Consider the following 26,993-nt stretch of genomic DNA (forward strand, 5'->3'; position numbering starts at 1 on the left):
TGGTAAGTCTATCTTACATCAGTTTGAAGGTTTACACAAACTTTGGGATACTCCCACAGTAAATCCCACTTTCTCGTACATCTTGACTGCATAATTACTTTTCTGAACGGATAAGGATATTTTTGAATATCCAGCCAATCTTTCTACCTGTAATAGTTGTTTCAATAATGAAGTCCCAATGCCTAATCCTCTGTATTTTTTGTAGACAGACATAGCAAGCGATGGAGTATCATTATCAATGTGTCCATAATCATTCATAATTCTTACCCAAATAGCTCCTATCACATTTCCCTGCATTTCTGCAACTAAGGCTTTATCGTGTTTTCGATTTCCAAACTCAACGATATATTCTTGTAATTCTGGACATTCTATTACTGATTTAGGTGGCGGTTCAATTCCTTCTGGAATATAAATCGCTTCGTACAAAAAATCACTTAATAAACAGTATTCTTCACTTCTCATTTCTCGTATTATATAGTCCATAATTTCACTCCAAAGTCCGATTTTACTTAACAATATGTGCTGTGATAATTGTATAACTATATGAATTGATAGTAATTTTGATATTTTCAACTTCGCAATACCAATTTTTACCCTGTTTGTATATATTGCAATTTTTATCTAACACCTTATTTTTGCAATACTCAACAACATCTGCTGTATCTATTTTTAGGTTTCTTTTAATTCTATCAATTCCCATTTCGGTTGTATGAACTTTATCAATATTATCAAGCAATATCTTTTTATCTTCCATTCTTTCTTTTCCTCAACTTCTAATTTACTTATTTCTTCTTTTTCGGTTTTGGAGCTGGTAATTCCTCATACATAGCATTAAACAAGCCTGCTAAAAAATTCTTATTATCAACTTCATCTACCAACAACATCTGTTTTGCTCCCTCATAGGGTAATTCATACGGAGCTGTCGGTATATAACTAATTGCTGCTTTCACTGGTTTAACAAGCAATCTATCATCATAAATACCGCCTACAATCTTGCCACGATAATAAATGATAAACTCTCCCATCATAGCTCGATAAGTAATTTCTTCTAAATCGGATAACTGTCCTAAAATAAATTCTAAATATTCTTTACTGGACGCCATGACTTCACCTCAATTCTGATTTATTAAACTTCTCTTATCGGGAAGTACAGATAGCCCTTTCCTGTTGCCGGGTCGGTATAATCATGAACTGCTCCGACCAGAGAAATACCATCCTCATTCATTTGTCCAATGGTTTCTTCAAACACTCCCTTATGGTTTTCAACAACTATATACTCATAATCTGGTATTATCCATTTTGTCCATCCATCAGGTGCTTCTGCATTATCAACACATTCCACTCCTGCCAGATACAAGCCTTTGCTAAAGCCATCTTCCCACGGTTTAAATGAGCGAGAAATATCAGACATAGCCCCCCATATTCCCACAATGCCACCGTTTGCGTCTTTCTTTGCCAGATGTGCAACTTCACCAAAATGACTATTTGCATCATCCCACAATTTCTGAATAAATCCTTCGCCGTCTAATGTTGAACCTTCTTTTCCAATGACGACAAAACTTTTCTTTATCACTTTAACCATTCCATACCACCTCAAATAAACTATTCATTCCTAATATTAAAACCAACTTGGTCTTTCTTCCCTAAATTCGGGTTGGTCGCTATGCTCATAAGGATTATAATTATTCAAATTACAACCAAACTCTTTCAATGACTTTATTTTATCATCCTTTGTCCATTCAACCAGAGAAATCCCATCAAATTCCTCTACATTCCCATTGTTCATTTCATTCTTGAAATACCATTCTACAATCGTAGTATTTTCCTTGTGGAAGAATTGTTTAATTTCCCAAACAACGACTTTGCCACGGGTATTCCATTCCTGAAACCAGTGTTTTACGATTTGACGATTATTATATTGAGGACTCCAACTTTCAGTATAAATTACATCTTCCGTAAAAATATTATCAATACCTAAATCCTGTTTTGTAAGCCACATTTCAAACCACAATTGAATAATTTTTTCTCTTTCATTCATGATTCAACACCTCACTAACTTTCGATTGAATAAAAAATCACTCTATCCATACCGTTATGAATAAATCATCTCATGCAAAACAATTTCTTCTGCCCGGTTGTGAATGTTATTGCAACGCTGCACCCATTCCATTTGACAGGTACGCTTCAATTCCTCGGTCACGCCCTCGGCAGCTTTCATCTGCTCTATGATGGTGTCTAACCGTTCCTGTGCCTGTTCGTTCAGGTCTGCAAGATATGTCCATAACTCCCCGGTCAGTGTCAATGTGTTCAATCGGGCTGGGTGGACTTCTCTTAAATATTCCCGGTGCATCCGTCCATACTTTCCGATGGGGCGGTGTTCCTCCGGCAGCTTCAAGTCTGGGATGTAGTAATCTCCAACAAGGATATAATCAATTCCGTTTTCCGTTATTCTTGGTTTTAATTCGCTCATGTTCCTTACCTCCTGTGGAAGCAGGCTCGTCTGGTACTAACTCAATTACATCAGTAATCTCACAATTCAGCGTTTCGCAGATACGGGCTAATGTGTCCATGCTGATGTGCTTTCCCTCTTTACTCATGTTGGCAATCATATTCGTTGTCATACCAGCGGCAAGCCTTAAATCCTCTTTCCTCATATCACGCTCTAACAGTGTGTGCCAGAGTGGTTTATAGCTGATGTGCATATTTTTCCTGCCTTTCTATCCATACCACCGGGGCGGCTGCCCCGGCAGGAACTTTTCTCTTATTATAACACCAATCTTGTGTAATCACAATTTATTCTTGTAGCCTGCCGCTGATACCGTCTGGATTGTGCTTTTCCTTTCTTTTTGTTCCCTTTAATTAGCCATGAACTGCTTGATCCCCTGGGACTTTGCACCTGGGTTGTCGTTTCCATATCCTTCTAACAGGTTGATAACACCCCATACTGCAAGTCCGGCTCCAATCGCCACCACAAGTGTCTGTAAAATATTGATTGCCTGATTAAAAAACGCCATATTCGTTGTCTCCTTTCAAATCTCTGTATTTCTCTGGTTTCTATCTTTAAGAAGTCTTTTCCGGCTCTGCCCTTACGGGCGGCCTTTCATGATCTCTCAAATCCATCACCTCCCAAAAGGGTAAAGAAAAAAGAGCTATGTGTCTGAATCTTTCACATGCTCTGCTTCCTTGTTTTCTGTATTTAATTCTTCTGCCAGACTCTCTTCCGAAAACTCATACAGGTCAAATTCCTGTGTCCTCGTCAGTTTCACTTCCATCCGATGCCGCATATACGCTTCCACATCAAACTCATTTTTCTTATCGTAGTCTGACAGCTCCTTATACCGTTTGTGTCTGGTAATATCGAACTTGTCACTGAAAAATGGTCTTACACCCCGAAGCTGCAAGATACATTTGCTGCCATCCATGACCGCAAGTTCGTCCCGGCTCATCAATTCCTTTCCTGTTTTCTGATAGTTCATCCCGTAAGAACGGCTCTGTCCACGGGTGTCCGAAGTGTTATATAAATCAATCGTTTCTTTTCCCAGCGTCTCGGAAATCTCCTTTAAGGTCGAACTTTCCTTACCGCCAAGGAATAACATCGTATCGCAGTTGCCTAGGATTGTCTCAGCTGCATCTTTGTAGATCGTCTTTAACTGGGACTGCGACTGGAGGATAATGGATGCAGAGATTTCCCTGCTACGGATGGTTGCGATCAGCTTGTCAAACTTTGGAATCTGACCGATATTTGCGAACTCGTCACAGAGGATTCTGACGTGATATGGCAGTCTGCCATGATGTACATCGTCTGCCCTGTCACATAACAGGTTGAATAACTGGCTGTACATCATCGCCACAACAAAGTTAAAGGTATCATCCGTATCGGAAATGATAATAAACAGTGCTGTCCTCTGGTCACCTACCATATCCAGTTCCATCTCATCATAGCTCATGATCTCACGAAGCTCTGCAATGTCGAACGGTGCAAGCCTTGCACCACAGGAAATCAAAATACTCTTTGCTGTCTTTCCAGAGACGAAAAGTCAAGGACTTTTTAATCACTTTCACAAAGAAGTCACATTTTGCGGACTTCTTCACGAAGCATACGCTTGATTTTGTCCTCCATCGTCTCTTTTGCGGTCTGGCTGAAATGCACACGGACGATATAGGTGGTCTTGCCAATCTGCTTTCTGACAGTCGGGCAAGTGGCGGTGTTGGTTGCGGTATTGTTCATTCAAAATCCTCCTGTAAATGAAAAATGCCCGGTGACTGTTCATCATCGGGCGGTGTCGGTATGAGGGAACAAGGCAAGGCGGCAACATTAAGGTATCTATAAAAACCTTGCCGTCTTTGCCACGCTTGCCGTGTTCCTGTTGTCAGTCTCGGAGATAGCAGACCCATGCTGTGCCGTCTTTCTCGGTCATAAGTCTGTCCCCGATACGGCTCTTTGCCGTTCTCATAGTGCGTGAGGAAATCCCACGCTCATTGACTGCCTTTTCCAGCTCTGCGCTCGGCATACGCTTTCCATCTGCCAGCAGTTCCAGTATCAGCATTTGCGCCTGTGCGGTCTTGCTCTCGGTCTTGGCGGTGTCCGTTCCGGCAAGAAGCTCGTCAGCGGTAATGTCATAAGCTCCTATCCATTCAAAGCCTTTCTCGTCTCCCAGAGAAAAGGCAAGGGACTGTCCGGGCGGCGCAAGGGAGCTTTTCTCATGGATAAGCACCCTCGTTGTGGGGCTGTCCTTCAGCTTGCCGATAAAAAGCAGGCTGCGGACTGCCGCCGTAATGTCGATAGACCCTAATCCCCGGTAGGTGCTTTGCGTTCCTGCGGCTTTGTTGAGGTGTCCGATCAGCACAATAGCGCACCCGGTAGCCTGTGCAATGTCTCCCAGACTGCGGAAGATGGGACGGACTTCATTTGCCCGGTTCATGTCCACATCTGCGCCCAGAAACGCCTGCACCGGATCAATGATAACCAGCCTTGCGTTGTTCTCACGGATTGCCCTTGCTATGCGCTCATCGGCAAGGGTCAGCGGCGTGTCTCTATCGTCAATGACAAGCACTCTTTCAAGGTCTGCGTCCGCTTCCATCAGCCGGGGCTTAACGGTATCGCCCAGACCATCCTCGGCGGTTTGATAGATGATGTTGAACGGCTCAAGGGTTTCCATACCGGGCAAGGGCTTTCGGTTGGTGCAAGCCGCCGCAAGACGCATGGCAAAGTAGGTCTTGCCCTCGCCGGGGTTGCCCTGTATGATCGTCAGCTTTCCAAAGGGGATATACGGAAACCATAGCCAATCCACGCTCGTCAGCTCCACATCTGCCATGCGGAGCATTGGGACAGGCTGGGCGGTGGACAGCTCTCGCAGCGTGATTGTCTCGGCTATGAATTTGCGGCTGGGAATGTCCCCTTGCTGACGGAGAACATCGTTCCAGTCTTTCCTTGCCGGGACAAGGCGAATGACGGCGATCTCGCTGGGAATGTCCTGCGCCAGTCGGGAGCAGGCTTCACTTCCTGCGGTGTCGCTGTCAAGGCAGAGGAACACTTTTCGGGTGTCCTTGCGTTCAGAAAGAAAACGGTCAAGGGCTTTGCCCGAAACGCCGCCCAGGGCAAGATAGCTCCTTGTCTGCCAGTCCTGCGGATAAAGGCAGATAAAGGACAAAAGGTCAATCGGCGCTTCAAAGACAAAGAGCTGGTTGCCGTTTCCCTCGTAGCGGAACGGATAGGACTTGTCAGACCCGGCAATGTCCTGTCTGAATGGGTCTGCCGTTCCTCGCACATGGGCGTATCTCGGCGTACCGCTTCGGTCTCTGCCGACAAACACAACATTGTGCCGCTTTGCGTCCTCGTAAATATCCCCGGAAAGAAGAAAAGCCTCAACAAGCGTTTTGTTGAGACCTCGGCTTTCGCAAAGATATTGAATTGCTCTGTCGGCTGTTCTGTTGTGCAAGGGCAAGTGGAACGCTGTGGGCGGTGCTGTGGTGGATTCGGTCTGTCCCTCGCCGTTTTCGCCTGTCAACATCTGGACAGCTTCGGGAAAGGACTTGCCGTAAAACTCCATGACGAAATCAATGGGATAGCCGCCCTTGCTCTGGCTGTGGCGAAACCACTTGTTTCCCCGGACGGTCAGACTGTCATGTTCTTTCCAGCGGTATTCCCGTCCGCTTTTGATAAGTGTCTCTCCCTGTGTGCGGAGAAAATCTTCCAGACTGACGGCGTTCGCCCGGTCAATCTGTGCTTGGGTGTAATTCATCGGGATATATCCTCCTTTTTGTGTCGTGTTTGGGGTCGATTTTGGTGCATTTGTTCCTCTGTACGCTCGTTAAATCGGACGGCAGTATCTACACATGACTTGACCTTCCAAAGACGGTGTAAATCGTCTCTGACGGTCTTAAACTCGCCATAGGTGGTGTTGTGCGCCTGTTCCAGCTCGTCATACTCTTCGGTCAGCTTTTTCATATCCACCTTGCCGTCCGGGAACTCTCCGGTCAGCTTGCGTCTGGCGGCGTAGAACTGTTTCAGTTCCGCTTCATGCTCTGCCTTGTACTTGGCTCTGGGCTTCTCAAACTTGATTTTCTGCAAGCCGTCATAGACAGGCTTCAAGCTCTGGAAAGCAGCGGAGCTGTCATAGAGCTGCTTAATTGCTTTCATTCGGGCGGTCTGTTCGTCCAGCGTTTTCTTCAAGCTCTCTGTGGCAGCACTGTGTTCGCTGACACGGCTTTCCAAATCTTCAAGGGAGTAAATGCCGTTTGCCCGGAGATAATTGAAAGTCTCGTTCATCTCCTTTAGATTGCTGACCTTGCCTTTCTGCGAATAAGCCCCGGCTTTGCGCTGGGTGTAGTAGGCGTTCAGCAGAGAAACAAGGTTGGGTGCCTGCGGCTTGGCAAGCTCCGCTTTTGCTTCGGCAATCCAATCAAACAGGAGAGCGATTTTCTTCTTGATGTCCCGGATAACGGCATTGGTTGCTCTGATCCAGCGGTTGAACTCGCCTTTCTCGGTGCGTATGCCTTTCTTCTCCATTGCCCGGACGGTTGCGCCCTCATGGACGGTGGGAAGAAGCTCCACGCCCTGACGCTCATAGCTTCGGTGGTCGATACGAACATCAAGCCCTTTCTCCGCAAACTTGGCGTTGCATAGTTCCGCCCATGTCTGCCGCCAATGTTCCAGCGTTTCGGGACTGCCCCAGTCGGTAGTGGGAACGGCATTGAAAACATACTCGCCGTTCTGGTCTCTGATACGATTTCCGTCCTCGTCCAGCTCGTACACTCGTCGTTGCTTTAGCCCCCATTTACCGTCCTGCTCGATGGGGCGGATGGGACAAAGCACATGGAAGTGTGGGTTTGGTATGCCGCCGTCCTCCCGGTCTGGCTGGTGTACGGCGAAGTCAACCACCATGCCACGGCTCACAAAGTTCTCCAATAAAAATCGCCTTGCAAGAGCGATGTTTTCCTCAAGGGAAAATTCATTCTGCAAGGCAATGTCAAAGCTGTATGCAAGCTGGGCGTTCTTTCCACGCTCGGCTTTTTCCACGGCGTTCCATAGGGTCTGGCGGTCTGCGTATTCTGGCGGTGCATGGGACGGCAAGAGAATGTCAGAGCAGATCACGCCGCCCTTGCGGGTGTAGTCGCTGTATTCGCCGTAATACTCGCTATACAATCGCTCCCCGGCACGGTAGGCGGCAGAAGCAATAGCGGACTGTCCTGCGCTTCGCTTAGTCTGCGTGACGCTCAGATGAAATAGTGCCATCGGCTTTCAACTCCTTTTCCCTGTTCGCTTGGTTGGTGTGAGTAATCGCCATGTGACGGACGGCTCGCTGGACTTCGGACAGAGAAAAGATGTACTCCATCAGCTCTGTCATTTCGGTGCGTGTGAGATCTTTGACCTCCGGGGCAAGGCTCTCAATCGTGCCGCCCAGATTGCAAAGACGATGGGTGCGTTTCTGCCTTTCGCCTTTCTCCAGATATTTCTTTCTGTTCTCAAGACGGTTGAGCTTGTGCTTCTCCTGTGCAAGCTGCGTCTCGGCTCGTTCCTTTTCGGCTCGGAGCTGTTCAAGGGTTTTCGGTTTTGTCATTGTGATTGACCTCCTTTTTTGATTTTTGGGATAAAAAAAGACCGTCAACTTTTCGCATAGTGCGACCAGTCAACGGTCAGTTTTTCGGTATTCAGTTTTTCAAACTTGCTGGCGGCGAACAGCATTTTATGCTGTTTGCGGACGGCAAGTCCACAAGGGATAGCCGCATTAGCGGCGCAAGGGGGTGTAGCCACCTTGACGGAACGAAGTGACGCAACTTTCTCGGTCGGGCAGTTTTCTTCTGCTGACAGAGAATGAAGCTCCGCAGGACGCACATACTCCCGATAGGAGAGTATAGAAGTGCGCCCTTTAGTTCCTAAAGGGATTTTCTTCTGACCCAAATTATATAAAATGTAGATCAAGACATTTCTAAGAGGTACTCTCAGATTTTCACAACATAAGGTTCATCTTCAATAATACCCTGATCGTGGGTAACAATGATAACCGTTTTACCTTCTTCATTGAGTTCGTGCAATAACCTCATAACAATATCTCTATTTTTCTTGTCAAGTGAGCCAGTAGGTTCATCTGCCAAAACAACAGAACATTTTTTCATCATAAGACGAGCTAAAGCAACTCTCTGTTGTTCACCACCGGAAAGCTGATAAACTTTTTTGTTAACTTCCTTTGATAACCCCACACGATTAAGAGCTTCTTTAAGTGATACTTTAGTTCGGCTTGATTTTTTAATCAAACTTAAATTTTCTTTAACTGTCTTATTTTCAAGCAGTGCAAAATTCTGAAAAAGAAACCCCACTGTATCCGCAAAAAAACTGTTTTTATTTTTAAGCCGGGTAATATTCAGCCCTTCGATTATGATACTGCCGCTATCCGGTTTTTCGATACCACCAATCATATTGAGTAAAGTGCTTTTTCCACTGCCGCTATCGCCGCTGATTACTACAAAACTTCCATCCGGAATTTCTAAATTAAAGTTAGAGAAAATTATTTTCTCTCCAAATGCTTTATTTAAGCCACGAATTATAATCATAAACATCCTCCCTTCAATGACTTTGAGATATTTGTTTTTTCAACCCACATAATATTTGTGAAAATGATTGCCATTTCAATAATGGTGAGCAACGCTCCAATCAGTAAAGCAATCCCGACACTTGCGTTAGATATAAAAATCGAAACAATGCAAATCAATATCACAACGGCTATATTTTCTAAGAGATTAACGGAAATAAATCTTTTGTGCCTTTCATAAAAGCGATAGCCCAAAACCTTTTTGAGGGAGATTTCCATCGCATTAAGTCTAAATTCCATTTTCACTTCAGATATGATGATAGCGATATCTAACAGCAATACTAATACGCAAAGAGAGCTTATAAAGCCAATCAGTTTCACGAGGAAACTATGACTATAAATGTAATCCTCTCCGACATTCGTCAGCATAAAATAGTGTGAACCAAGCTGTTCTGAATATTTTTTCGCAACACTGCGAATTGTGCTTTCATCGCATCCGTAGATTACCTCACCATTATATGTTCCTGTTTCGATATAACTTCCATTTAAAGCAACAGCCTCATTTGCCTGATAAATCACAATCGGATTTGTTACTCTTGACAATCCGTCAATAGCCTCTTCTCTGTTCGAATTGAGATAATAAAATTGTTCTCTGCCAGAATATTCTTTATAAACAACACGCAGTTCTTCTGCATTTTGGGTAAGAGAGCCAATTTCCTCTTTTGCGATATCTTTGTATGATTCCGCATTTCTTCCCTTTGGCACGAAGACCACGATATCCTCTTTTTCATCATCTTCAGTAAGCATATCAGAAAACCCTTGTAGCATATCTCTGGCATTATGATTTACAAAAATATAATTATCCGTATCGCTTATCCGGCTGCCTATGCAGACCACCGGATTTATCGTGTTGTATTCATTTTCGTAAAGGTCATTCCAAAATTTGCTCTCTTTGGATTCCTCCTCATTTTCTTCAAAAGGAGGTTCAATCTGCATAACTCCAAAATAATAATCATTATAATGATTTTCTAAAAGAGTAGTGTTTGTAAGTAAATTACCTTGAATGCTACTGAGATTTGTAGTTATTGTAAAAATTGTCATGGCAGTAGCAAATACTTTAAGACCGTTCAGAAGATAAAACATACCTTTTTTATCTGAAGCATTGGCAAAGGCTTTTTTTACATCAAAGCGGACAAAAGCAGCATAAGGAATTACGGAAAGAACTGCTCCGGCACAATACACTGCCAAAATGAGATGATCTTCATACGCTCCCGATATAAATTGAGAAACAAGCAACTTTGCTAAGACGAATAATGCAGCATATGAAATCATATCAGCCACTACAGCTTTTAGAGCAATCACAGCAGCATTTTCGCCCAGAGAAGCTCGTACAACTACTTCCTTTTGCCTGCGTATCACCTCAATCATATTAAGTACAATCATCAATATGGCAACCAGGCCCCAAACAATGAACATCATATCAGTTTCGGTTGATTGCCAAAACTCTGGCTGCGATATAGAATATTCTTTTGCCAAATCTTGATATGTGGCAATAATGTCATCATCATCACCGATATAGCTGACCATTATTTCCTGTCCATTGCCTGTGTTTTTTGCTTCTCTAAAATCTTCAAATTCTATTACGGTGATTCCACCTATCAAAGCCGTATATGTTTTTTCCTCAATATCCATTGTGCTTTTAAGACTATCCCGAACAACGGTATCATCACCATAAATATAAAGTCTTGTCTGATAATTAGAAACTCTCTGATTAAAAGTCGAAAAAATATGAACACCATGCTTCTCAGCTGTATCTTCTGCATTGGCTAAAAATGAATCCATATCGTCATTAGTAGTTGTGTATCTGGACGATAAATAATAAGCACCATTAAAGTTCCAGAGCATATTTTGATATACTTCAGCTTGCATAACAAAAGCAAAAATAATCGTAATCAACAGCAATATATTTCTTATATGTTTCATTTGAAATTCTTAAACCTCCTTTGAATAGGTAACAGACACACGATTGCCCAAAATACTAATATGGATTTTTTCATACAACCACATTCTCTTGTTAGATTCTAATTTTCCGTTTTCTTTATTCGCATAAATTATACCATAAAACTTGTGAACAATTCTACCGCAACTTTGGACTATATGAGAAAAGTCCGAACAGTTTTCTGCCCGGACTTCCTCGCTCAATTATAAATCAACTCTGCTTTCACAACTTCCTCTGCCTGCGCCTTGCAAGCGTTCATCTGCCGCACCCATTCCATTTGGTTTTCAGCTTTCAGTTGCTCGGTCACGCCGTTTTGCTCTGCCAGTGACCGCACGATCAGCTCCATGCGGTTTCGTGCCGCTTCGTCAATCTCGGCGCAATGCTCAAAGAGCTTGTCGGATAGTACCAGCTCATTGAACAGTATCGGACGGTGCATTTCCAGATACGCCTTGCGAAGTCTGCCGTAGTGTCCGAGGGGCTTGGTCTTGCGGATAACGATGTTCGGGATAAGATAATCGCCGTTCTGTGTATAAGTGATATTCATGCTGTTTGTACTCCTTTCATCGGCTCTCTCTGCGGTAAACTGCTGACAGGGACGAACACTCCCTTTGCAATGTCCTCCGCACGAATGGCGGCTTTCTTGGCTTCGATTTCTGCCTTTTTTCTCCCCTTGATTTTGTCCTCGTATCGCTTCTGCGCTCCGCTGGCTTTCCGCTTCAAGTAGTTCTGATGAAGCCTGTCCTTGCGTTCCTCACGCTTGCGGATTTCCTCTAATTCTTCCGGGGTCAGCTCCACTTCTCCAAACGCCGGGGGAACGAATCGCCCAACAAAATTGAAGTAAATCTCGATCTCCTGTGTGGTCTGTATACTGCCTTTACGGTCACGCTCATGCACAAGGATTTTCTCGATAAACTCGTTGAGCATGGCAATGGTCAACTTGTCGAAGTTCTCATACTTGTCAATCAGAGCGATAAAACGATCAGCGTCCTTTTCGTGCTTCTCATAGCTCTTGACAGCCTTTTCCAGAGCAGAGATTTCGGCGGTAAGCTCGGACTGTTCCTTTTCGTATTGAGCGTCCAGAGTGGCGTATCTGCTGTCGGACAGCTTTCCTAAAATGTTGTCCTCATAGATTTTACAGAGCAGGACTTCCAGCTCGGACACTCTCTGCTTTGCGGTGGCAAGGCGTATCCGCTGTTTCTTAACCTCTGCTGTCTGCTGGCTGGACTGCGCTTCCTGCACCACACGGACAAACTCGGCTCGGTCATGCTTCGCATACTCGGCAATGGCTTTGAGCATTTCAGAGACAAGGGACAGTACCACATCTTCATTGATACGGTGCTGTGTCGTGCAGAGCTTTCCAACTGGGACTTTGCTGTATTGGGAACAGGTATATTGAGAAATACGCTTGCCGTTGTTGGTACGGTGGACATACATCTTGCCGCCGCAATCGGCACAATAAAGCAAGCCTGTGAGGGGAGCTGCTTCGCCCCAGCCGTCCGGGTAGCGTCTGACATTCCCACGGATTTTCTGCACAAGGTCAAAGGTCTGCTGGTCAATGATAGGCTCATGGGTATTCTCGAAAATTGTCCATTCGTCCTCCGGGACATAATGGCTTTTCTTGTCCTTGAAGTGCTTTCGGGTCTTGAAATTGATGGTGTGTCCCAGATATTCACGCTTTTCAAGAAGGTTGCAGATGGTGGAAGAACCCCAGCCGTACACATCTTTGAAAGTCTTGTTTTTGTTCACGCCCTCGCCGTGTTGGGCAAGGTAAGCAGACGGAATAAGCACCTTTTCCGATTTCAGTTTGCTGGCGATCTGATACGGACCGTAGCCGTCAATCGTCATGGCAAAGATGCGCTTGACCATCTCGGCGGCTTCGGGGTCAACCAACCATTGGTCTCTGGCTTCGTTCCAGAGATAGCCGTAAATGACCGTGCCTGTGAGGTGCTTGCCGGACTTGCCTTTGGACTGGAAAGTGGAACGGATTTTACGGCTGGTATCTCTGGCGTAATACTCGTTCATAATGTTGCGGAAAGGGGTAAAATCATCATCACCTCTGGCACTGTCCACGCCGTCATTGATGGCGATAAGGCGAACGCCACGCTGACGCAGGATTTCCATAATCTGACCGACTTTCAGATAGTCACGACCCATGCGGCTCATGTCCTTGATACACAGATACTCCACATTTCCGGCTTCAACCTCTTTCATCATTGCCAGAAATCCGGGACGGTCAAAGCAAGTGCCGCTAATGCCATCGTCCGTGAAATGGACAATGTTCGTAAACCCCTGCCGTGCGGCGAACTCCTCCAACATTGCTTTTTGGTTGGAAATGGAATTGCTCTCACGCTGTTGGTCATCATCTTTGCCAAAGTCATCACGGCTCAACCGTTCATACAGAGCAGTGATTTTCTCGTTTTTTCTCATAACTTGCGCTCCTTTCTTCGTTTTTAGGTTGTGTGTTCTAAGAGACTTCCCAACCGCTTGATTAAGAAGTCTTTTAGAGCATACAACACCTGCCGCCAGCTTATATTTCTTATACTGACGTACTGCAAAATGCTCCGGTTCTTCCTTTTCCAGTTCCTCAAACAGCATATCTACTGCATTTTTAAATGTCTCATCATCTTCCCTTGTTTCGGAAGCGTTGATAAACTCAAGCAGGGTCGCAAAGTTCTGTTCTTCTTCCGGTGCTTCATACCAGATATAGCCGATCAGGGCACAGTACAGAAGTCTCTCTGCTTTCGTCCAGAAATCCTCACTGGACTTCTCGCCTTCCCCTTTTGTGTTTACCATAATCGTATTTACCAGTTTCAAAATATCCTTTTCTGAATGGATATAGTGGAAGGGGTTATAATGCATACTCTTGGAAAAATTGATCGTATTCAATACTTTCACTTTATATCCATGCCGTACCAGCATCTTTCCGCACTCAATGATGATCGTCCCTTTGGGCACCATTTCGTCAAGTAGGAATTTGAATAAATGCTTATTTTTTTCAAAATGCCTGCAAACCCAGTATTTACGCTGGGTTGCGGACTTCCATATCTAACTCTGTCTTCATAATTTTCATTACTTTTTCCTGCATGGTCATGGTAGAATTTTGATTAAAATAGTAATTTACCTGATAACAGGTGTTTCCGATTTTCTTTTCATAATCTGGATTTTTTTCTTCTGTAGTCTGGACTATATTTCTATCTTTCATAAATTTTTTCTCCTTTCGCTAAATTGCCCGACAGAGAGAAGGAGTGTTTTGTCTCTGCCGGACGTCTTCATTTAAAGCTGTAATTTACAACTGGCAACAACATGGTTGAAACTTTCTTTCAAGTGTTTTTCACCACTCATTTTTCTATCTATAACACTACTATTTTCTTTTTTGAAATATCTTGTTGCCACCTAGTAAAAATAGCTGTAAAGCCTTTAAAATCAATAGTTTTCAGTGGATACAACAATGGCAACAACCGATAACCAACCGAGTAAAAAACAGCCTTCCGGCTTCCAAAACTGTCCTTTTCTCTGTCGGGCTAGTCAAAAGGAAGTGCCATCTGTTCGGCTTCGGAAAGGTCAATAAATCCATCTCCGCCTTCGTTGTTGCCACCATCTGCATCTCCCCGAATCCAGCATCTCTGCTTCCCATATCCTTCCTTGGTAAAGCGATGATATCCGCCTCTCTTCCAACCGATAATCTGAGTATCCATGATCTGACAGATTTCGTTTGTTTCAAATTTCTTCGGCTCTCCGTCATAGTGGTTAAAGGCATTTTTCCAAAGCTGAATGGAGCAGACATAATTTCCGTCATAGCTGTCAAGCCACCCTTGAATCATTCCTGCCATTGTATCTTCCTGCATGAACTGTTTCCGATATTCATTGATATTAAATTCCATCTCACTGTCAAACCGCAGTAATTCCGATTTATTTTCAACTGCATTGAACAATACCATTGCTTCTGCCCACAGCTGGTCAAAATACTCTCTGGCTTCCTGCTCATTATCAAGAATATGCTTTTCTGCCTTACTACTATCAATTTCAATCGGTAGAAATCTTCTTGCCCCGGTACGATCAAACGGAATGAATTGACGGTTGTTTGATGATCCGGCAAACACACACTGCCTTGGTCTGTCTTCCTCATATTTTTCGTAAGGATTGCGGTGGGTTTCCTTCATTCTTGATAAGAAAGATTTTGTTTCTTCGATACTCTTTGCACTGATTGCAGCTGTCATTTCCGACATCTCCAAAATCCAGTGTCCCCGAAGCAGTTCATATGGTTTTTCCATATTTAAGTTTTTCAAGCTGTCTGAAAACCACTGATCGTCCAGTGCTAGAAAACGGAAAAAGGTGGATTTTCCAGCCCCCTGCTGTCCTACCAAACATAACATTTCATCAAATTTACAACCCGGACAGTAAATACGATTCAAGGCTCCCATCATAAAATGTTTCAGCATTTCATAAACCATATCCGAATCTTTAGCCCCCATATACACTTTCAATACATTACGGATTCTTTCTTTCCCATCCCATTCAAGGTTTTCTAAATACTCACAAATGGGGTGGTATTCTTTACTGTATGCTTCCAGATCCAGTGCATCGTCCATAACACCTTCATTGAACAGACCATAATATTTTTCAAAGAAATACCTAAGTGCTTTTCTTCCTTTGTTCGTCAATACACATGGTTCTTTATTCCACCAGAGAACTTTTTTCACATCAATTTTCTCTGTCAGTCGGTTATATCGAAGACTACCTGCTAACAATGGATCTTTTCTTAATACGGTCACATAATTCTCCATTGAATTTTTGACTGTCCCTTTTTCTGTCATATTCAGGGTCTCTCTGATTTCCCGACAATCCTCCGGATTTACCATGTGAATCATTTTCTTTATTAAATCTTTTTCCTCTTTCGTTGAAATATCTTTTGCATTTTCGCTCAATATTCTCTATCTCCTCTCCTTTTTCTCTCACTATTGCTTCTTTGTCCGCAGACTCTCCAAACAGCAACATATCCAGATAATAATTAACAATCACAAGTTCTCTCAGGGCAATTATAAATCTTTCGTCCCATTCTTCTGTTCTTGTTCTTGGCCTGTACTGTTCTTTCCAGTCCTGCAACAGAATCCGATAATCCAGATAAGCTTTCAGGCATCTCATATATTCTTTTTCCCATTGTTCTTCCGGTGTCGGTTCTGGCTTCCTTATCAAAACATTTCTTCTGCCTGCCGGGGAATCCCTTCCTCTGGCAGAATAGTTAATTCCAAAATCATCTGCCAGCTTCATCGCCGCATCTCTTAATCCCAGTCCAAACAACTGTGCTGTAAAATCAATCGCATCTCCTGTACAGCCACAACCAAAACAATAATATCTTCGGTCTACTTTCATACTGGGCAATTTGTCATTATGAAAAATACAACGGATCAGTCCACTCCTGTTTGGCTTCAATCCATATATTTCCGCAGCCTGCCGGACGGTCACATTCTGTTTTACTTCATCAAATAACCCCAATTCATTTCCTCACTTTCTTAAATCTGCTTCCCAAATCTGGGAAGCAAGTTTTTACTACGAATAAAAAAGGCACTCTGTCCTATCCTTACGGAATCAACAAAATACCCTACATCTCTAAATCACTGGAATGTGATTTTCCTTTTTTCAGTTGTTTTCTCTCTGCCTCTTCTCTTTGAATCTTTGCTACATTCTGTGCAAGTCTTTCCCTGATAGACGGCTTCACTTCTTTTTTGATTTCTTCTACAACGGCTTTTTTCTTTTCTGGCTGTTTCAACTGGTGAATGATTCTTACAACTGCTTTTTCCATCGCATATTCAATTTTTTTAATAAGACCGTCCACCCGCTGTATTGCATATTCCTTTTCTTTTCGTGATGCCTTTCTCTCAGGACTCTGAATCCATTTTTTAGTATCTTCTGCCAAATGAATATCATCTTTTCTGGTAGCCAGCACAACTTCCTTTGCAACTTTCTCCACCGCTTTGTCATATGCTTCACTGGATACTTCATCAAGTAAAGTCTCCACATCTTCAATACGGACTGTAAGCTGTTGCAACTCCTGTTTCTGTTCTTCAATCAGATCACCTTGTTTAAATATTCGATCAGAATTATTTGCAAATTCTTTATCCTGCTGTTTTATTTTTTCTTCCTGCGACTGAATAATTTCTTCGTTTGCATTTACAAGCCTTGATTGTTTCGCAAGTTCCAGACGATTTTCATTTACCTTATCTATCTGCATAAGGATTGTTTCCTGTCTGTCTGCAATCTCTTTTTTCTGCTTCATACGGATATAATCCTGTTTCTCCAAATACTGTCGCCCACCATAAGCCGGTTCTTCATCAAGTTCCAATCCATGTCGTTTACAGATATCCAGAAACATCGCCCGGCAGGCAGAATCAAAAACGACCTTACGATTATTTGTCTTTGACCTCTTCTTTTCTGGATTTGGAAGTTCAAAGCCAAGTTCTTCCAGTGCTGCTTCCTGTTTTGGCTCAATCTCTCCATATCGGTTTGTAGCATCAAATACATGACGCTCATGGATATGAGGAGTTGCTTCGTCCATATGCAGTGACCAGTCAATGATATGCACGTTAGAGCCAAACCGCTCATCAAATTCTTTTTTAAATTCATCGAAAACCCTGACCAGTGTCTCTACAGAAGCATGTTTATCTATCGTCCCCAGCTGATAGATACTTTCTTCCGGGCAGGTCTTTTTATTTTTCAAAATATCTTCCACATCTTTGTATCTGTCTGGGTGTCGGGCTTTCTCATGTCGCTTATTTTGATTAATCACATAGTCGCTGTAATGCTCCGAATAATAAGCCATTTCAATCTGGCTAAAAGAAAAATTATCCTCTTTTCCCCGATCTTCCATTGTGGTATATCCCTGATAGCAATCCCAGTAAATATTTTGTCTGATTCTTTCACTGTCGATATGCTCACTGTGTTTCGGATCAAATCTCCGATCATTGTGAAGTGGATTATAAACTCCATCTTTTCCAGATCGTCCATTATGCCTTGTTCCTTTCAATTCACATTTCCCCTTTCTTTCAAGTTATTTCCCCGAAGGGATTTGCAGCGAAGCTGCTAAAAGTCTCTGTCTCCGTTACAGATAGTATCCGTTACAGATAGTACCCAGTACTAAGTGGCGAAACGCCTCTTAACTGGGCAATGGCTGCCGCCCTTAACCTGCTAAGGACTTCGCCCCTTAACCCCAGCAAGGTGCTGCCACCCTTTGCAATCCTGGCACAAAGGACTTCCAGCCCTCTGTACTCCCGGCAGACAAAACATATCTCTTGCCGCTGTCCCTTCGGTAAGATTTTCTGTTCCATCTGTTTTTCAAAAATCCTCTGTATCGGATTTTGTAAAAATAAAAAAGCCGACGTAGTTTTAACTTTTGCAAAAGTCCAAATACATCGGCTCAATCCTTTTGACCTGATCGGTCATTATTCAATTTTTCTGACTGGCTCATACAGTCCATTTTTATAATGAGCAAAACAAAAGGCACTAACTTTTTTACGGTTAATGCCCTTTGGGTTAATCATTATTTATTATCTGTTTTTATCTGACTGTGAAAGAACACTGGCTGCTAAACTCTTTGTTGTACCAGAATACTTATTACTATTCATTACCATAGATGCTTTTGTCTCCATAGCCTTACCAGTAATTTTCCCAGTATTTCTTTGTGATAATACACTCGCAGCTAATGATTTCTGAATTTGAGAACTGTTATTTGATCTCATAATCTTTGAAGCTTGTGCTGATAATTTTTGTCCACTTGATTTTTTGTTCATTTTTTTCTCTCTTTCTTTCAGAGAGAATGTGACCATCAAACATTCTCCGACATCTTGTTACTTATAAATTATTTATTCGTTTTTTCCTTGGTTTCTTTACGTGGAAAGCAAAATGCTTTTTTCCCAACCTGCTTAGCATACAAGCGATTTCCATTTTTCAGGGTAATGTATGCTGTAAAAACCATTTCAGTCTGGTCACATTTTTCCATGCAATCTGCCTCCTTTCCAAAAGATTTTTCTCAGACGAATCTGAAAAAGTATGGAAATCGGCAGAAACAAATACTAAAATACATTTGAAAGATATGGTTTTAGTAGATGATCTTTGTCTCTGCTATTTCCGCCGGAGTTCGTTTGAGGGCCTAATCTCAAATGAACTCTTTTTTTGGAATCAGAAAAGTTGCAAGCCTTATACCATAGTGACTGCTTCATTCAAATCAAATAGCATTAAATTCATTTCAGGAACTAATACGCCATTTACTCGATACGACAATTGACTCAAATCCCAATCGCATATTCTAGCAATCGTGTTAATCAAATCTTTTGCATTCCATCGAACTGACAAAACACCATTCGATTTTTCCTTATAAAACTGCACTGATTTATCATCATGTTCATCACATGCCTGAACAGCAATCTGTTTGTCAGATTCGTTAATCAGAAGTTTTACATATGTTGGATACTTCATCTTCATAATTACAGATTTATTAAATGTAATTCCATTGCTTGTAATTGAGATATATGGTACACCTTCACTAAAGTCAAACGTCTTAAAATTTGATAAATCAATCACTCTGCTCGCCTCCTTTCTGTTTTCCTGTTGATTATACCATATTCATTTGTTTTGTTCAATCCCATTTATTTTTCGTGTTTCTCTCTTGTGCGCTTTTCGTCTCCCATTTGTCACATTATTGCAATATTTTTCACTTTAAAAGGACACCAGCTTATCTAAGCTAATGTCCTTACATCTTTTATTTGTTTCCATATGGTGGAATATCTTCAGCTACTTTGTCAGCTGAGATAACCTTATGATATTCCAATGTTGTAGAATCCCATGGCTCAATTTGTGTTAATATTGAGGACGGCATTGCCATCAATTGCACATCAAATTTCAATGAAGGTTCAATTTTAGAACTTGCATTATGAATTCGCATCGATACATTCCAACCTTGATCACATACAACAACAATTGTATTTCTTGATCCTTCTTTAAACCCTATTTCATAAAATCTACTTGGTAACTTCATCAATGGTACATCTATAAGAGCTTTCTTTTTCCCATCCTTTTGATTTAATGTTCCATTGATATTTACAGATTCTATCATTGTAAATCTTCTTTGATCGTTCATAATAACCTTGTAAAAGTCATTAACACCAATCAGATATTTAATCAATCGTCCTGGTATCTCATGTGGATACTCAGAATCTAAACGTTTTAATTCATTCATGAATGCTTCCAAAACAGGTACATAGCAGCCCATCTCTTTATCTGGAATAATATCCCATTTGGCTGGTTCGCCATTTGCTTTGCTTTCGTCCCTTATCTTTCTTAATGGTAAAAACACGTTTCTAATCGCTTCAAAATACTCTGTTGAACAAGGTATTCCAAACCACTCTTTTCCAAAATCTATGGTATCTGATAAACGACTATGTTTGACTGCCTGATGATTATGTTTACATGACAATCCTATTTCCCAGTCACTGCCTCTCATACACAATACATCTCGTACATCACCTGTAATTCCAGCTGAATCTGTTTGCAAGCCAATTAGCATATCATTTTTTTGATTCGATAACTTAGGCTCTAACCTATCGACAATTCTAACCGCAGCCTCTGCTCCTAATATATAGTCACGCTGCTCCTCCATTGTGAGATTATTAAAAGCGTTTCGTGCAGTACTCATCTGTGGACTATCTAACAATACAACATTTGTAATTTTGCTATATTGCTTATAAAGAACATAAGCACATGCATATTCAAAAGCTTTTCCTGTTTCAGTTTGTTTTCCGCTTTTTGCCATCACGAAGTCTGTTTGACAGTACTCCATAGAGATGTGTAGCAACTGTTTCGGCTAATTTTACCGGAACAGCATTTCCTATTTGCTTATATTTTGAGGTCAAATCTCCATAAAATTCCAGATCTGGCGGGAATGTTTGTATAGCCGCTGCTTCCCTCCAACTAAATCTCCTTGTCACACCATTATCTCCAAATTTCCACAAATCCTTATCTAGCTTTACCATATCTGGGGAACCTGGCCATAATGTAACTTGTTTAGCCATAGCAGGAATCGTATAGGATACATCGTCCCAGCCTCTTTTTCGATTTCTACTCATATAACGACTGCTATAAGGTGCATTACATACTTCATCTGGTTCTGGCTCTGGAATATTTTTTAATGCTTCTCTCATAGTTACACGATAGTTTCGCGGAACAGGAAATTCAAATTCAGTTATATTTAAATCTTTCCTAAATCCTACAATAATCACTCGCTCCCTGTCTTCTGGAACCGCATAATCCTTTGCATTGAGTAATTTATAAAAGACATTATATCCACATTGTGAAAAATCTTCTACTATCGCTTCTATGATAGTTCCACCACCCATTGTCAAAAGTCCTTTAACATTTTCTCCAACAAACATTAACGGTTTTTTTTCCTTGACAATTCTTACATAATGTTTATAAAGTACATTTCTTGAATCATCAATTTTTCGTGGCCCACTCAGAGAAAAGCCCTGACACGGAAATCCGCCCAGCATAATATCCGCATCTGGAATATCTGTTGCATCAACCTTTGCAACATCTCCACATACTACTTTTGCAGTACTCCAGTTCTCATGAGTTTTACAGGCATCTGCATTAAAATCATTAGCCCAAATTGTTTTGAAACCAGCTCTTTCAAATCCCATATCCAGTCCGCCGGCTCCTGCAAATAAGCTAATTGCCGTAAATTCTCTCACGCTTCAAACTCTCCTTTGTTTAATTTATATGCCGCTACATCCATAATCGATCGTGCGGTCGCATAGCATTATAACATATTTTTATGATATATTTCAATTTGTAACAGTATCATCTCGATAATTTTCTCATAATGCCTTTTATTATTTTTTTCATTTTCATTCCATCTTTCAAGCCTAGCCGATAGAAAAATTCCTCTGTCTCTGCTCCGCTGTTAAATATCTGGTCACAATATTTTGTAATGACTTCTTCTTGCTCAGGTGAAAGTGTAGCAATCACTTTTTTGTACGCTTCTTCAACCTCATCTGGTTCTGTCACCGAAGTCTGGCTCAGTTTCCAGTCTGCATATGCTTTTCCCATATGTTCCGTTATAGTCAGGTTAATAAATTCTTCAATCTCTTTCGTCATTTTCATTTGTTGATTCCATTCCTTTCACACAGCCTACTCTGTTAATGTGTCCAGCATAACCTGAATGACTTTCCTCAGCTTCAACCCGTCTTTTAATCCCATACGATAGTAAAACTCATTCAGATCACTGTTATTATTTGAAGTTTCCGTCATATAGTCAAAAATGATTTTCCCCTGTTCTTTCGGCAGCTTCCGAATCACCTTTTGCACTTTTAATTCCAGTTCTTCATTGAATGGATCATACTGCTCTCCATTTTTTTCCTGATAAACTTCTTCCATTCTTTTCCCAATCAGGTCATTTATAAACTCTTCCATTTTTTCTATTAATTCCATCTTTTAATCTCCCATCAATCTAATTTTGATTGCTTCCAGCCACACCACAGCCCAGCCTGCGAGGATAGGCAGAACATACAATATAAAGCCTATCACAAGCATTCTGATTGTCTCTGTACCTGTTTCCTGTCCGAATCCATATCCCAATATAGCCGTGATACAGATGATTCCCGACAGGATATGAAATACAGTTGCAGACAGCCATGTGAAGAACATAACCACCAGCTGTATGATTGTCAGGCACATACGCACCGGCAATAACAAAATTCTTATAATAATTCTTACAACTACCATGACTGTCCGCCCCCTTTCACTGTTTTAAATATCTACGGTAATTATCCAGAACAGAATCCGTAACGCCATTTTTATATACTTTACGGATATCTACGATTTTTTCATCTTTCAGCAGTTTCAGCCAGTCCAACAGGTCTTTTCTGCTGTTTGCGAAATTACAACATCTTCCATCTGCGTATTCAATCCTATATCTCATAAGCCCCTCCTACACGTACACCATTTCGATCAGTATCATTTCATCTACCCGGCTTCTTACATTATTTGCCCTGCGAACCCATTCCATTTGATTTCTGGCTTTCAATTCTTCGGTAATGTCTTCCTGTATCATTATCTGCTCCATAAGTAAATCTCTACGCTGTATGCACTGTTCATTTACATCTGCAAGATGCGTCCAGAGTTTTCCGCTGAGTGACAAATAGGAATACAATCCGCTCTTATAATCTCTCAGATAGTTCCTGCGGAGACTTCCATAAAATCCAATATCACGTGTCTCTTCCGGCACTGCAATTAGCGGTAAATAAATCTCTCCAACAAGGATATAATCCAGTCCATTCTCAGTGTCATGAATCAATGGTTCTAATTTTTTCATATTCAATAACCTCTCTGCTTGTTTTCTTCCTGTCCTTGTGGTACGATCAAGCCGAAGCGGTGACAGGTAGTTCCTGCTCCGGTTCAAGTTCAGTTGGCTCTGGTTCTATTTGGTAGGTAGGCTCCAGAGCCTTCTTTTTTTGCTTGTTTCTCCATTTCTGTGTACTGGCAGTAGCTTTCTTTCTGTTTTCCAGTATCTTTTCATACTCCTTCATAGCTTCCGGATCACCAGCCTGTGCAGCCTTTTCAATCTCTTTTGCTTTTTTCTGCTGTTTCTGATAACTCCGTTTTCGGCTTGCCCGGTCTCTTTCCCGTCTTGCCCTCTCCTTATCCAGAATTGCTTCATACTGCCTGATTGCCTCTTCATCTCCAGCTTCCGCAGCTGCTTTGATTCTGGCACGTTCTTCTTTACGCTTCTGTGAACACTTTCTGGCTGCTATCCTCTGTCTTTCTCTTTTTGCCTCTGCCTTACGCTGTTCTTCTTCCTGCCGGGCTTTTCTTTCCGTCTCCAGTTCTTTTTCCGAAAAAGGGACTGCAAACTGTCCGATGAAATTGAAATAAATGTCTATCCGCTGTGTACGATCAAGACCTTTTCCTACCGCTTCATGAACCATAATTTTATCTATAAACTCATTTAACATTCTTGGGGTGATTTCTTCAAAGTCCTGATATTTTTTTACAAGTCGGACAAACCGATCTCCTCCATCTTCCGAATTTTCATTCTGACCGAGTTCCTGTTCCAATTCTGCCACCTTTGCTTCCAGCTCCTGCTGTTCATCGTCATATTCTTTCATCATACGGTTAAAATGCCTGTCCGGGATTTTCCCCAGCACATTTCCTTCATACAGGTTCTTTATTAAAGTATCTAACTCCTGAATCCTGTTCTTAGCTGACTTGACCTCTTTTTGTGATTCCTGCAGGAACTTTTCACTATAAGTTTCCTTCAACTGTCCCACCTGTTCCAGAAACTCTTTTTGATTTGTCAGAACGAATCTTGCAACTCTGCGGATAGAATCATCAACCAGCTGATCCAGTGCCGATGACGTAATAAAATGGAATGTACATTCTTTATATTTATTTCCGTATGCCGAACATGCAAAACTGCTGTCTGAATCATAGCGTTTACCATCTTTCCTCTTTTGTGCTTCCGGGCTTCTGTAAGTCATTCTGCTGCCACAATCTGCACAGTAGACAAGTCCCGATAGCCTATGCTTATACGTGCCATTTGCAACACGCTTTGTCACTCTTTTTCTGAACTTCTGTGCCTGATTCCAAGTATCTTCATCAATGATCGCTTCATGCGTATTTTCAAAGATAATCAATTCCTCTGGTCTAGCTTTTCTTCGTTTCTTTGTTTTGAAGTTATCACAGATTGTTTTTCCAAGAATCGTATGCCCCATATATTCCCTTTTATCAAGAATCCCACTGACTGCGGTAGCGTTCCAGATATAAGGATCATGGTAACTGTGATTCCTGCTCACTTCTCCTTCCTCATGTCGTTCCAGATATGCCGAAGGTATTAAGATATGCTCCTTTGTGAGAATATCTGCTATCTGTGCCGGACCATTTCCTTCGATTGCAAGCTGATATATTTTTCTTACAACTTTCGCTGCCTCTTCATCGACCAGCAAATGGTTTTTATCTTCTGGGTCATGCTTATAGCCATAAGGAATTGCACCACTGCATCTCTTGCCGGATTTCATTCTGGATTGAAAAATAGCCTTGATTTTCTTGCTTGTGTCCTTTGCATACCACTCATTCATGATATTCAGAAATGGTGTAAAATCATTATCCGTTGGAGTTGCACTGTCAATGCTGTTATTGATTGCAATGAATCGGACATTTTTCTCCGGGAACAATATTTCTGTGTAATATCCGACTTTCAGATAATTTCTTCCCAGTCGGCTCATATCCTTTACACAAATAGTATCAATCAGTCCTGCTTCCACATCAGCAATCATTTTCTGAAATCCCGGACGGTTAAAGGTAACTCCGCTGAATCCATCATCAGTATAGTGACGGATATTCGTCAGTCCCTTTGCCTGTGCATATTCTTCCAGATAATTCTTCTGGTTCGTGATGCTGTTTGATTCTCCTTGCAGTTCATCGTCCTTTGACAATCTCTCATAGAGAGCTGTCAGCTTGTTATTTCGCTGTGCCATGCTTTCCACCTCCTTTCTGCGAAAATGCCTGCAAATACAGACAAATAAGCGTTTCTTCGCAACTTCTGTTTATGAAGCAACGTTTGTTTCTCTGTACTTTATATATTAAACCCTTCGGGTCCGTGACCACATAACTGATGTATTTTCCCATCTGCATCAAGTTGGGCTTTACATAAAAACGTGTCTTTCCTGAGCCAGATCCGCCAATCACGATCACGTTCTTGTTCCTCGCAAATTTCGGATTCTTTGGTCTGCCATTCATGGTCAGCCGTTCCGTCATAGTCAGCAGGATATTGTTCTCAAATACCGGGTCGATAAAGGGTGCAATGTCTTTTGCCGTCCCCCATCTTGCCGAACCATACTCCACTCCCTGCCGGAACTTTTTGGCATTTTTCCCTTTCATATAGACCAAGAGCTTCACCGCCACGGCTCCTGTAATCCCAACCAGCAATTCATTTTTATGCATACTTGGAAGAATCCTGCTGAATGCCATCTGGAAATTTAAGACCAGTACCATCAGTCTTTCTATCATAGAATCACCCACACAGTATTGATATAACCATGCCAGCTTATTTCCCACATAAAAGATTACGATATACGGAAGATTCATCAGAACAATCCGAAGCAGCTTATGTACATCCACCGGCGGTAACCTCTCCAGGTATCCTTTTCCTACACCAAGCAATTTCTGTAATCTGCTCATAATGACGGCTCCTTCTCCTTTCCTTTTGTTTTCTCCAGTTCTCTGTGCTTTGCAAGCGATTTGGTGATTGCCTGCTGTAACTTCTTCCTCACGGATGGTTTTTTGTCCTTATTGAGAGACTTGCCCGTGTATTCCTTAAAAGCGGCAGTCATCACATCGGCATCCCTTGCCTTAAAGAACACATAGTATCTTGGCGGGTCAGCAGTCACATCTTTTTTCAGACTGAAATCAATGCTGTACTTCTTTGCTACCTGTTCAAAAGACTTGATGTTTCCATCTGTGATCTCAATGTTGGACAGCTGTACATTCTGCTTCATCAGCTTATCAAGGCTCTGTTTTCCCTTGTAGGTCTTATCCTCCTTTTCCTTCTGGGACTGTTTCTGGTTCGTTTTCTGTCCCTGCTGCTTTTTCTCCTGCTCCATCTTTGCAAGAGCCTTTACCATGGCAGATTTCAGCAGGTTGGCAGTGACCTTGCCACAGCGGATACAAAGTGAGACTGTTTTCTCATTCACTTCATCCTGCAATCACACCACGCCCTTTCTTCTCTCACTGCTGTCTTATCCTTATTTATCACATTGCTGCTCCTTTCCTCTCTTTTCTGCCAGTTTCATATATTCTTTTTCTGATTCCGCCCCCACTTTGATACAGCACCAAAGGACAAATCCATATACCAGAAATACTGCAGCTGCAGCAACGATCAATACTGTTTTTGTCATCTTCTTTTCTCCCTTCACTTCTCT

At 42.0% G+C, this 26,993-nt stretch carries 33 protein-coding genes and 3 pseudogenes; all 36 read right to left on the reverse strand.

Going from position 1 to position 26,993, the window contains the following annotated elements; all coding sequences use genetic code 11:
* Positions 1-18 precede the first annotated feature (18 nt).
* Entirely contained in the window at positions 19-483 is a 465-nt protein-coding gene (locus G5A70_RS04700) for a GNAT family N-acetyltransferase (protein WP_173748506.1), read from the reverse strand.
* A 22-nt stretch (positions 484-505) separates the two neighbouring features.
* A complete protein-coding gene (locus G5A70_RS04705; RefSeq protein ID WP_173748508.1) occupies positions 506-754 on the reverse strand; it encodes a DUF3781 domain-containing protein in 249 nt (82 codons plus the stop codon).
* 28 nt (positions 755-782) lie between these two features.
* Positions 783-1,103, reverse strand: coding sequence for a TfoX/Sxy family protein (locus tag G5A70_RS04710; RefSeq protein ID WP_002596489.1), 321 nt, complete (start codon positions 1,101-1,103; stop codon positions 783-785).
* 23 nt (positions 1,104-1,126) lie between these two features.
* Positions 1,127-1,582, reverse strand: coding sequence for a GyrI-like domain-containing protein (locus G5A70_RS04715; RefSeq protein ID WP_002595209.1), 456 nt, complete (start codon positions 1,580-1,582; stop codon positions 1,127-1,129).
* Positions 1,583-1,618: 36 nt separating this feature from the next.
* Positions 1,619-2,038, reverse strand: a complete 420-nt coding sequence (locus tag G5A70_RS04720; protein WP_005921262.1) for a nuclear transport factor 2 family protein — start codon at positions 2,036-2,038, stop codon at positions 1,619-1,621.
* Between the two features lie 54 nt (positions 2,039-2,092).
* Positions 2,093-2,470, reverse strand: a complete 378-nt coding sequence (locus tag G5A70_RS04725) for a TnpV protein (protein WP_147514746.1) — start codon at positions 2,468-2,470, stop codon at positions 2,093-2,095.
* Positions 2,430-2,702 (reverse strand): helix-turn-helix domain-containing protein, encoded by a 273-nt coding sequence (locus G5A70_RS04730; RefSeq protein ID WP_015524252.1) that lies wholly within the window; start codon positions 2,700-2,702, stop codon positions 2,430-2,432. The genes G5A70_RS04725 and G5A70_RS04730 overlap by 41 nt, the downstream gene beginning before the upstream one ends.
* A 153-nt stretch (positions 2,703-2,855) precedes the next feature.
* Entirely contained in the window at positions 2,856-3,014 is a 159-nt protein-coding gene (locus tag G5A70_RS04735) for a Maff2 family mobile element protein (protein WP_004612778.1), read from the reverse strand.
* Between the two features lie 135 nt (positions 3,015-3,149).
* Positions 3,150-4,028, reverse strand: a pseudogene (locus tag G5A70_RS04740) (VirD4-like conjugal transfer protein, CD1115 family); the annotation flags it as partial.
* Positions 4,029-4,069: 41 nt separating this feature from the next.
* Positions 4,070-4,228 (reverse strand): transposon-encoded TnpW family protein, encoded by a 159-nt coding sequence (locus G5A70_RS04745; RefSeq protein WP_004845310.1) that lies wholly within the window; start codon positions 4,226-4,228, stop codon positions 4,070-4,072.
* Positions 4,229-4,370: 142 nt separating this feature from the next.
* Positions 4,371-6,242 carry an AAA family ATPase gene (locus tag G5A70_RS04750; RefSeq protein ID WP_173748510.1) on the reverse strand — a complete coding sequence of 624 codons (1,872 nt, stop codon included), beginning with the start codon at positions 6,240-6,242 and terminating at the stop codon, positions 4,371-4,373.
* Positions 6,239-7,735, reverse strand: coding sequence for a MobQ family relaxase (mobQ, locus tag G5A70_RS04755; RefSeq protein ID WP_173748512.1), 1,497 nt, complete (start codon positions 7,733-7,735; stop codon positions 6,239-6,241). The genes G5A70_RS04750 and mobQ overlap by 4 nt, the downstream gene beginning before the upstream one ends.
* On the reverse strand, positions 7,701-8,060 hold the full coding sequence (locus G5A70_RS04760) for a DUF3847 domain-containing protein (protein WP_015524579.1): 360 nt from the start codon (positions 8,058-8,060) through the stop codon (positions 7,701-7,703). The genes mobQ and G5A70_RS04760 overlap by 35 nt, the downstream gene beginning before the upstream one ends.
* A gap of 382 nt (positions 8,061-8,442) precedes the next feature.
* The gene (locus G5A70_RS04765; protein WP_004845304.1) at positions 8,443-9,057 is read right to left on the reverse strand and encodes an ATP-binding cassette domain-containing protein; all 615 of its coding nucleotides are present in this window, start codon (positions 9,055-9,057) and stop codon (positions 8,443-8,445) included.
* Positions 9,048-11,012: a bacteriocin-associated integral membrane family protein gene (locus G5A70_RS04770; protein WP_004845300.1), complete on the reverse strand. Its 1,965-nt coding sequence runs from the start codon at positions 11,010-11,012 to the stop codon at positions 9,048-9,050. Before G5A70_RS04770 ends, G5A70_RS04765 begins: the two co-directional genes overlap by 10 nt.
* Before the next feature lie 215 nt (positions 11,013-11,227).
* Positions 11,228-11,572, reverse strand: coding sequence for a TnpV protein (locus tag G5A70_RS04775; protein WP_118481866.1), 345 nt, complete (start codon positions 11,570-11,572; stop codon positions 11,228-11,230).
* Positions 11,569-13,980: pseudogene (locus G5A70_RS04780) on the reverse strand (DUF4368 domain-containing protein); the annotation flags it as partial. The gene G5A70_RS04775 and the pseudogene G5A70_RS04780, both read right to left, overlap by 4 nt.
* 67 nt (positions 13,981-14,047) lie before the next feature.
* Positions 14,048-14,230, reverse strand: coding sequence for a transposon-encoded TnpW family protein (locus tag G5A70_RS04785; RefSeq protein ID WP_173748514.1), 183 nt, complete (start codon positions 14,228-14,230; stop codon positions 14,048-14,050).
* Between the two features lie 319 nt (positions 14,231-14,549).
* Positions 14,550-15,800, reverse strand: a complete 1,251-nt coding sequence (locus G5A70_RS04790) for a virulence-associated E family protein (protein WP_226853515.1) — start codon at positions 15,798-15,800, stop codon at positions 14,550-14,552.
* Positions 15,763-16,521: a CHC2 zinc finger domain-containing protein gene (locus tag G5A70_RS04795; RefSeq protein ID WP_173748518.1), complete on the reverse strand. Its 759-nt coding sequence runs from the start codon at positions 16,519-16,521 to the stop codon at positions 15,763-15,765. Before G5A70_RS04795 ends, G5A70_RS04790 begins: the two co-directional genes overlap by 38 nt.
* A 106-nt stretch (positions 16,522-16,627) precedes the next feature.
* Positions 16,628-18,049 (reverse strand): serine/arginine repetitive matrix protein 2, encoded by a 1,422-nt coding sequence (locus G5A70_RS04800; protein ID WP_173748520.1) that lies wholly within the window; start codon positions 18,047-18,049, stop codon positions 16,628-16,630.
* Between the two features lie 91 nt (positions 18,050-18,140).
* Entirely contained in the window at positions 18,141-18,350 is a 210-nt protein-coding gene (locus G5A70_RS04805) for a hypothetical protein (RefSeq protein WP_173748522.1), read from the reverse strand.
* Positions 18,351-18,569: 219 nt separating this feature from the next.
* Positions 18,570-18,812, reverse strand: a complete 243-nt coding sequence (locus tag G5A70_RS04810) for a hypothetical protein (RefSeq protein ID WP_173748524.1) — start codon at positions 18,810-18,812, stop codon at positions 18,570-18,572.
* A 68-nt stretch (positions 18,813-18,880) separates the two neighbouring features.
* The gene (locus tag G5A70_RS04815; RefSeq protein ID WP_173748526.1) at positions 18,881-19,021 is read right to left on the reverse strand and encodes a hypothetical protein; all 141 of its coding nucleotides are present in this window, start codon (positions 19,019-19,021) and stop codon (positions 18,881-18,883) included.
* A 197-nt stretch (positions 19,022-19,218) separates the two neighbouring features.
* Positions 19,219-19,602 carry a hypothetical protein gene (locus G5A70_RS04820; RefSeq protein WP_180211098.1) on the reverse strand — a complete coding sequence of 128 codons (384 nt, stop codon included), beginning with the start codon at positions 19,600-19,602 and terminating at the stop codon, positions 19,219-19,221.
* Positions 19,603-19,780: 178 nt separating this feature from the next.
* Positions 19,781-20,830: a HaeIII family restriction endonuclease gene (locus G5A70_RS04825; RefSeq protein ID WP_173748528.1), complete on the reverse strand. Its 1,050-nt coding sequence runs from the start codon at positions 20,828-20,830 to the stop codon at positions 19,781-19,783.
* The gene (locus G5A70_RS04830; RefSeq protein ID WP_202031322.1) at positions 20,805-21,767 is read right to left on the reverse strand and encodes a DNA cytosine methyltransferase; all 963 of its coding nucleotides are present in this window, start codon (positions 21,765-21,767) and stop codon (positions 20,805-20,807) included. The genes G5A70_RS04825 and G5A70_RS04830 overlap by 26 nt, the downstream gene beginning before the upstream one ends.
* Before the next feature lie 109 nt (positions 21,768-21,876).
* On the reverse strand, positions 21,877-22,179 hold the full coding sequence (locus tag G5A70_RS04835; protein WP_226853517.1) for a hypothetical protein: 303 nt from the start codon (positions 22,177-22,179) through the stop codon (positions 21,877-21,879).
* A 27-nt stretch (positions 22,180-22,206) separates the two neighbouring features.
* Positions 22,207-22,506, reverse strand: coding sequence for a hypothetical protein (locus G5A70_RS04840; RefSeq protein WP_173748530.1), 300 nt, complete (start codon positions 22,504-22,506; stop codon positions 22,207-22,209).
* Positions 22,507-22,509: 3 nt separating this feature from the next.
* On the reverse strand, positions 22,510-22,800 hold the full coding sequence (locus G5A70_RS04845) for a hypothetical protein (RefSeq protein WP_173748532.1): 291 nt from the start codon (positions 22,798-22,800) through the stop codon (positions 22,510-22,512).
* A 16-nt stretch (positions 22,801-22,816) separates the two neighbouring features.
* Positions 22,817-22,996, reverse strand: a complete 180-nt coding sequence (locus G5A70_RS04850) for a hypothetical protein (RefSeq protein ID WP_173748534.1) — start codon at positions 22,994-22,996, stop codon at positions 22,817-22,819.
* 9 nt (positions 22,997-23,005) lie between these two features.
* Positions 23,006-23,389 (reverse strand): TnpV protein, encoded by a 384-nt coding sequence (locus G5A70_RS04855; protein ID WP_173748535.1) that lies wholly within the window; start codon positions 23,387-23,389, stop codon positions 23,006-23,008.
* A gap of 46 nt (positions 23,390-23,435) precedes the next feature.
* A complete protein-coding gene (locus G5A70_RS04860; RefSeq protein ID WP_173748537.1) occupies positions 23,436-25,550 on the reverse strand; it encodes a recombinase family protein in 2,115 nt (704 codons plus the stop codon).
* A 103-nt stretch (positions 25,551-25,653) separates the two neighbouring features.
* Positions 25,654-26,253, reverse strand: a pseudogene (locus G5A70_RS04865) (type IV secretory system conjugative DNA transfer family protein); the annotation flags it as partial.
* Complete coding sequence (locus tag G5A70_RS04870; RefSeq protein WP_055149764.1) at positions 26,250-26,777, reverse strand: PcfB family protein; 528 nt, start codon at positions 26,775-26,777, stop codon at positions 26,250-26,252. The gene G5A70_RS04870 and the pseudogene G5A70_RS04865, both read right to left, overlap by 4 nt.
* 39 nt (positions 26,778-26,816) lie before the next feature.
* A complete protein-coding gene (locus tag G5A70_RS04875; protein ID WP_004612794.1) occupies positions 26,817-26,969 on the reverse strand; it encodes a hypothetical protein in 153 nt (50 codons plus the stop codon).
* Positions 26,970-26,993 lie beyond the last annotated feature (24 nt).

Source organism: Blautia hansenii (assembly GCF_013304445.1).
Lineage (GTDB): Bacteria > Bacillota > Clostridia > Lachnospirales > Lachnospiraceae > Blautia.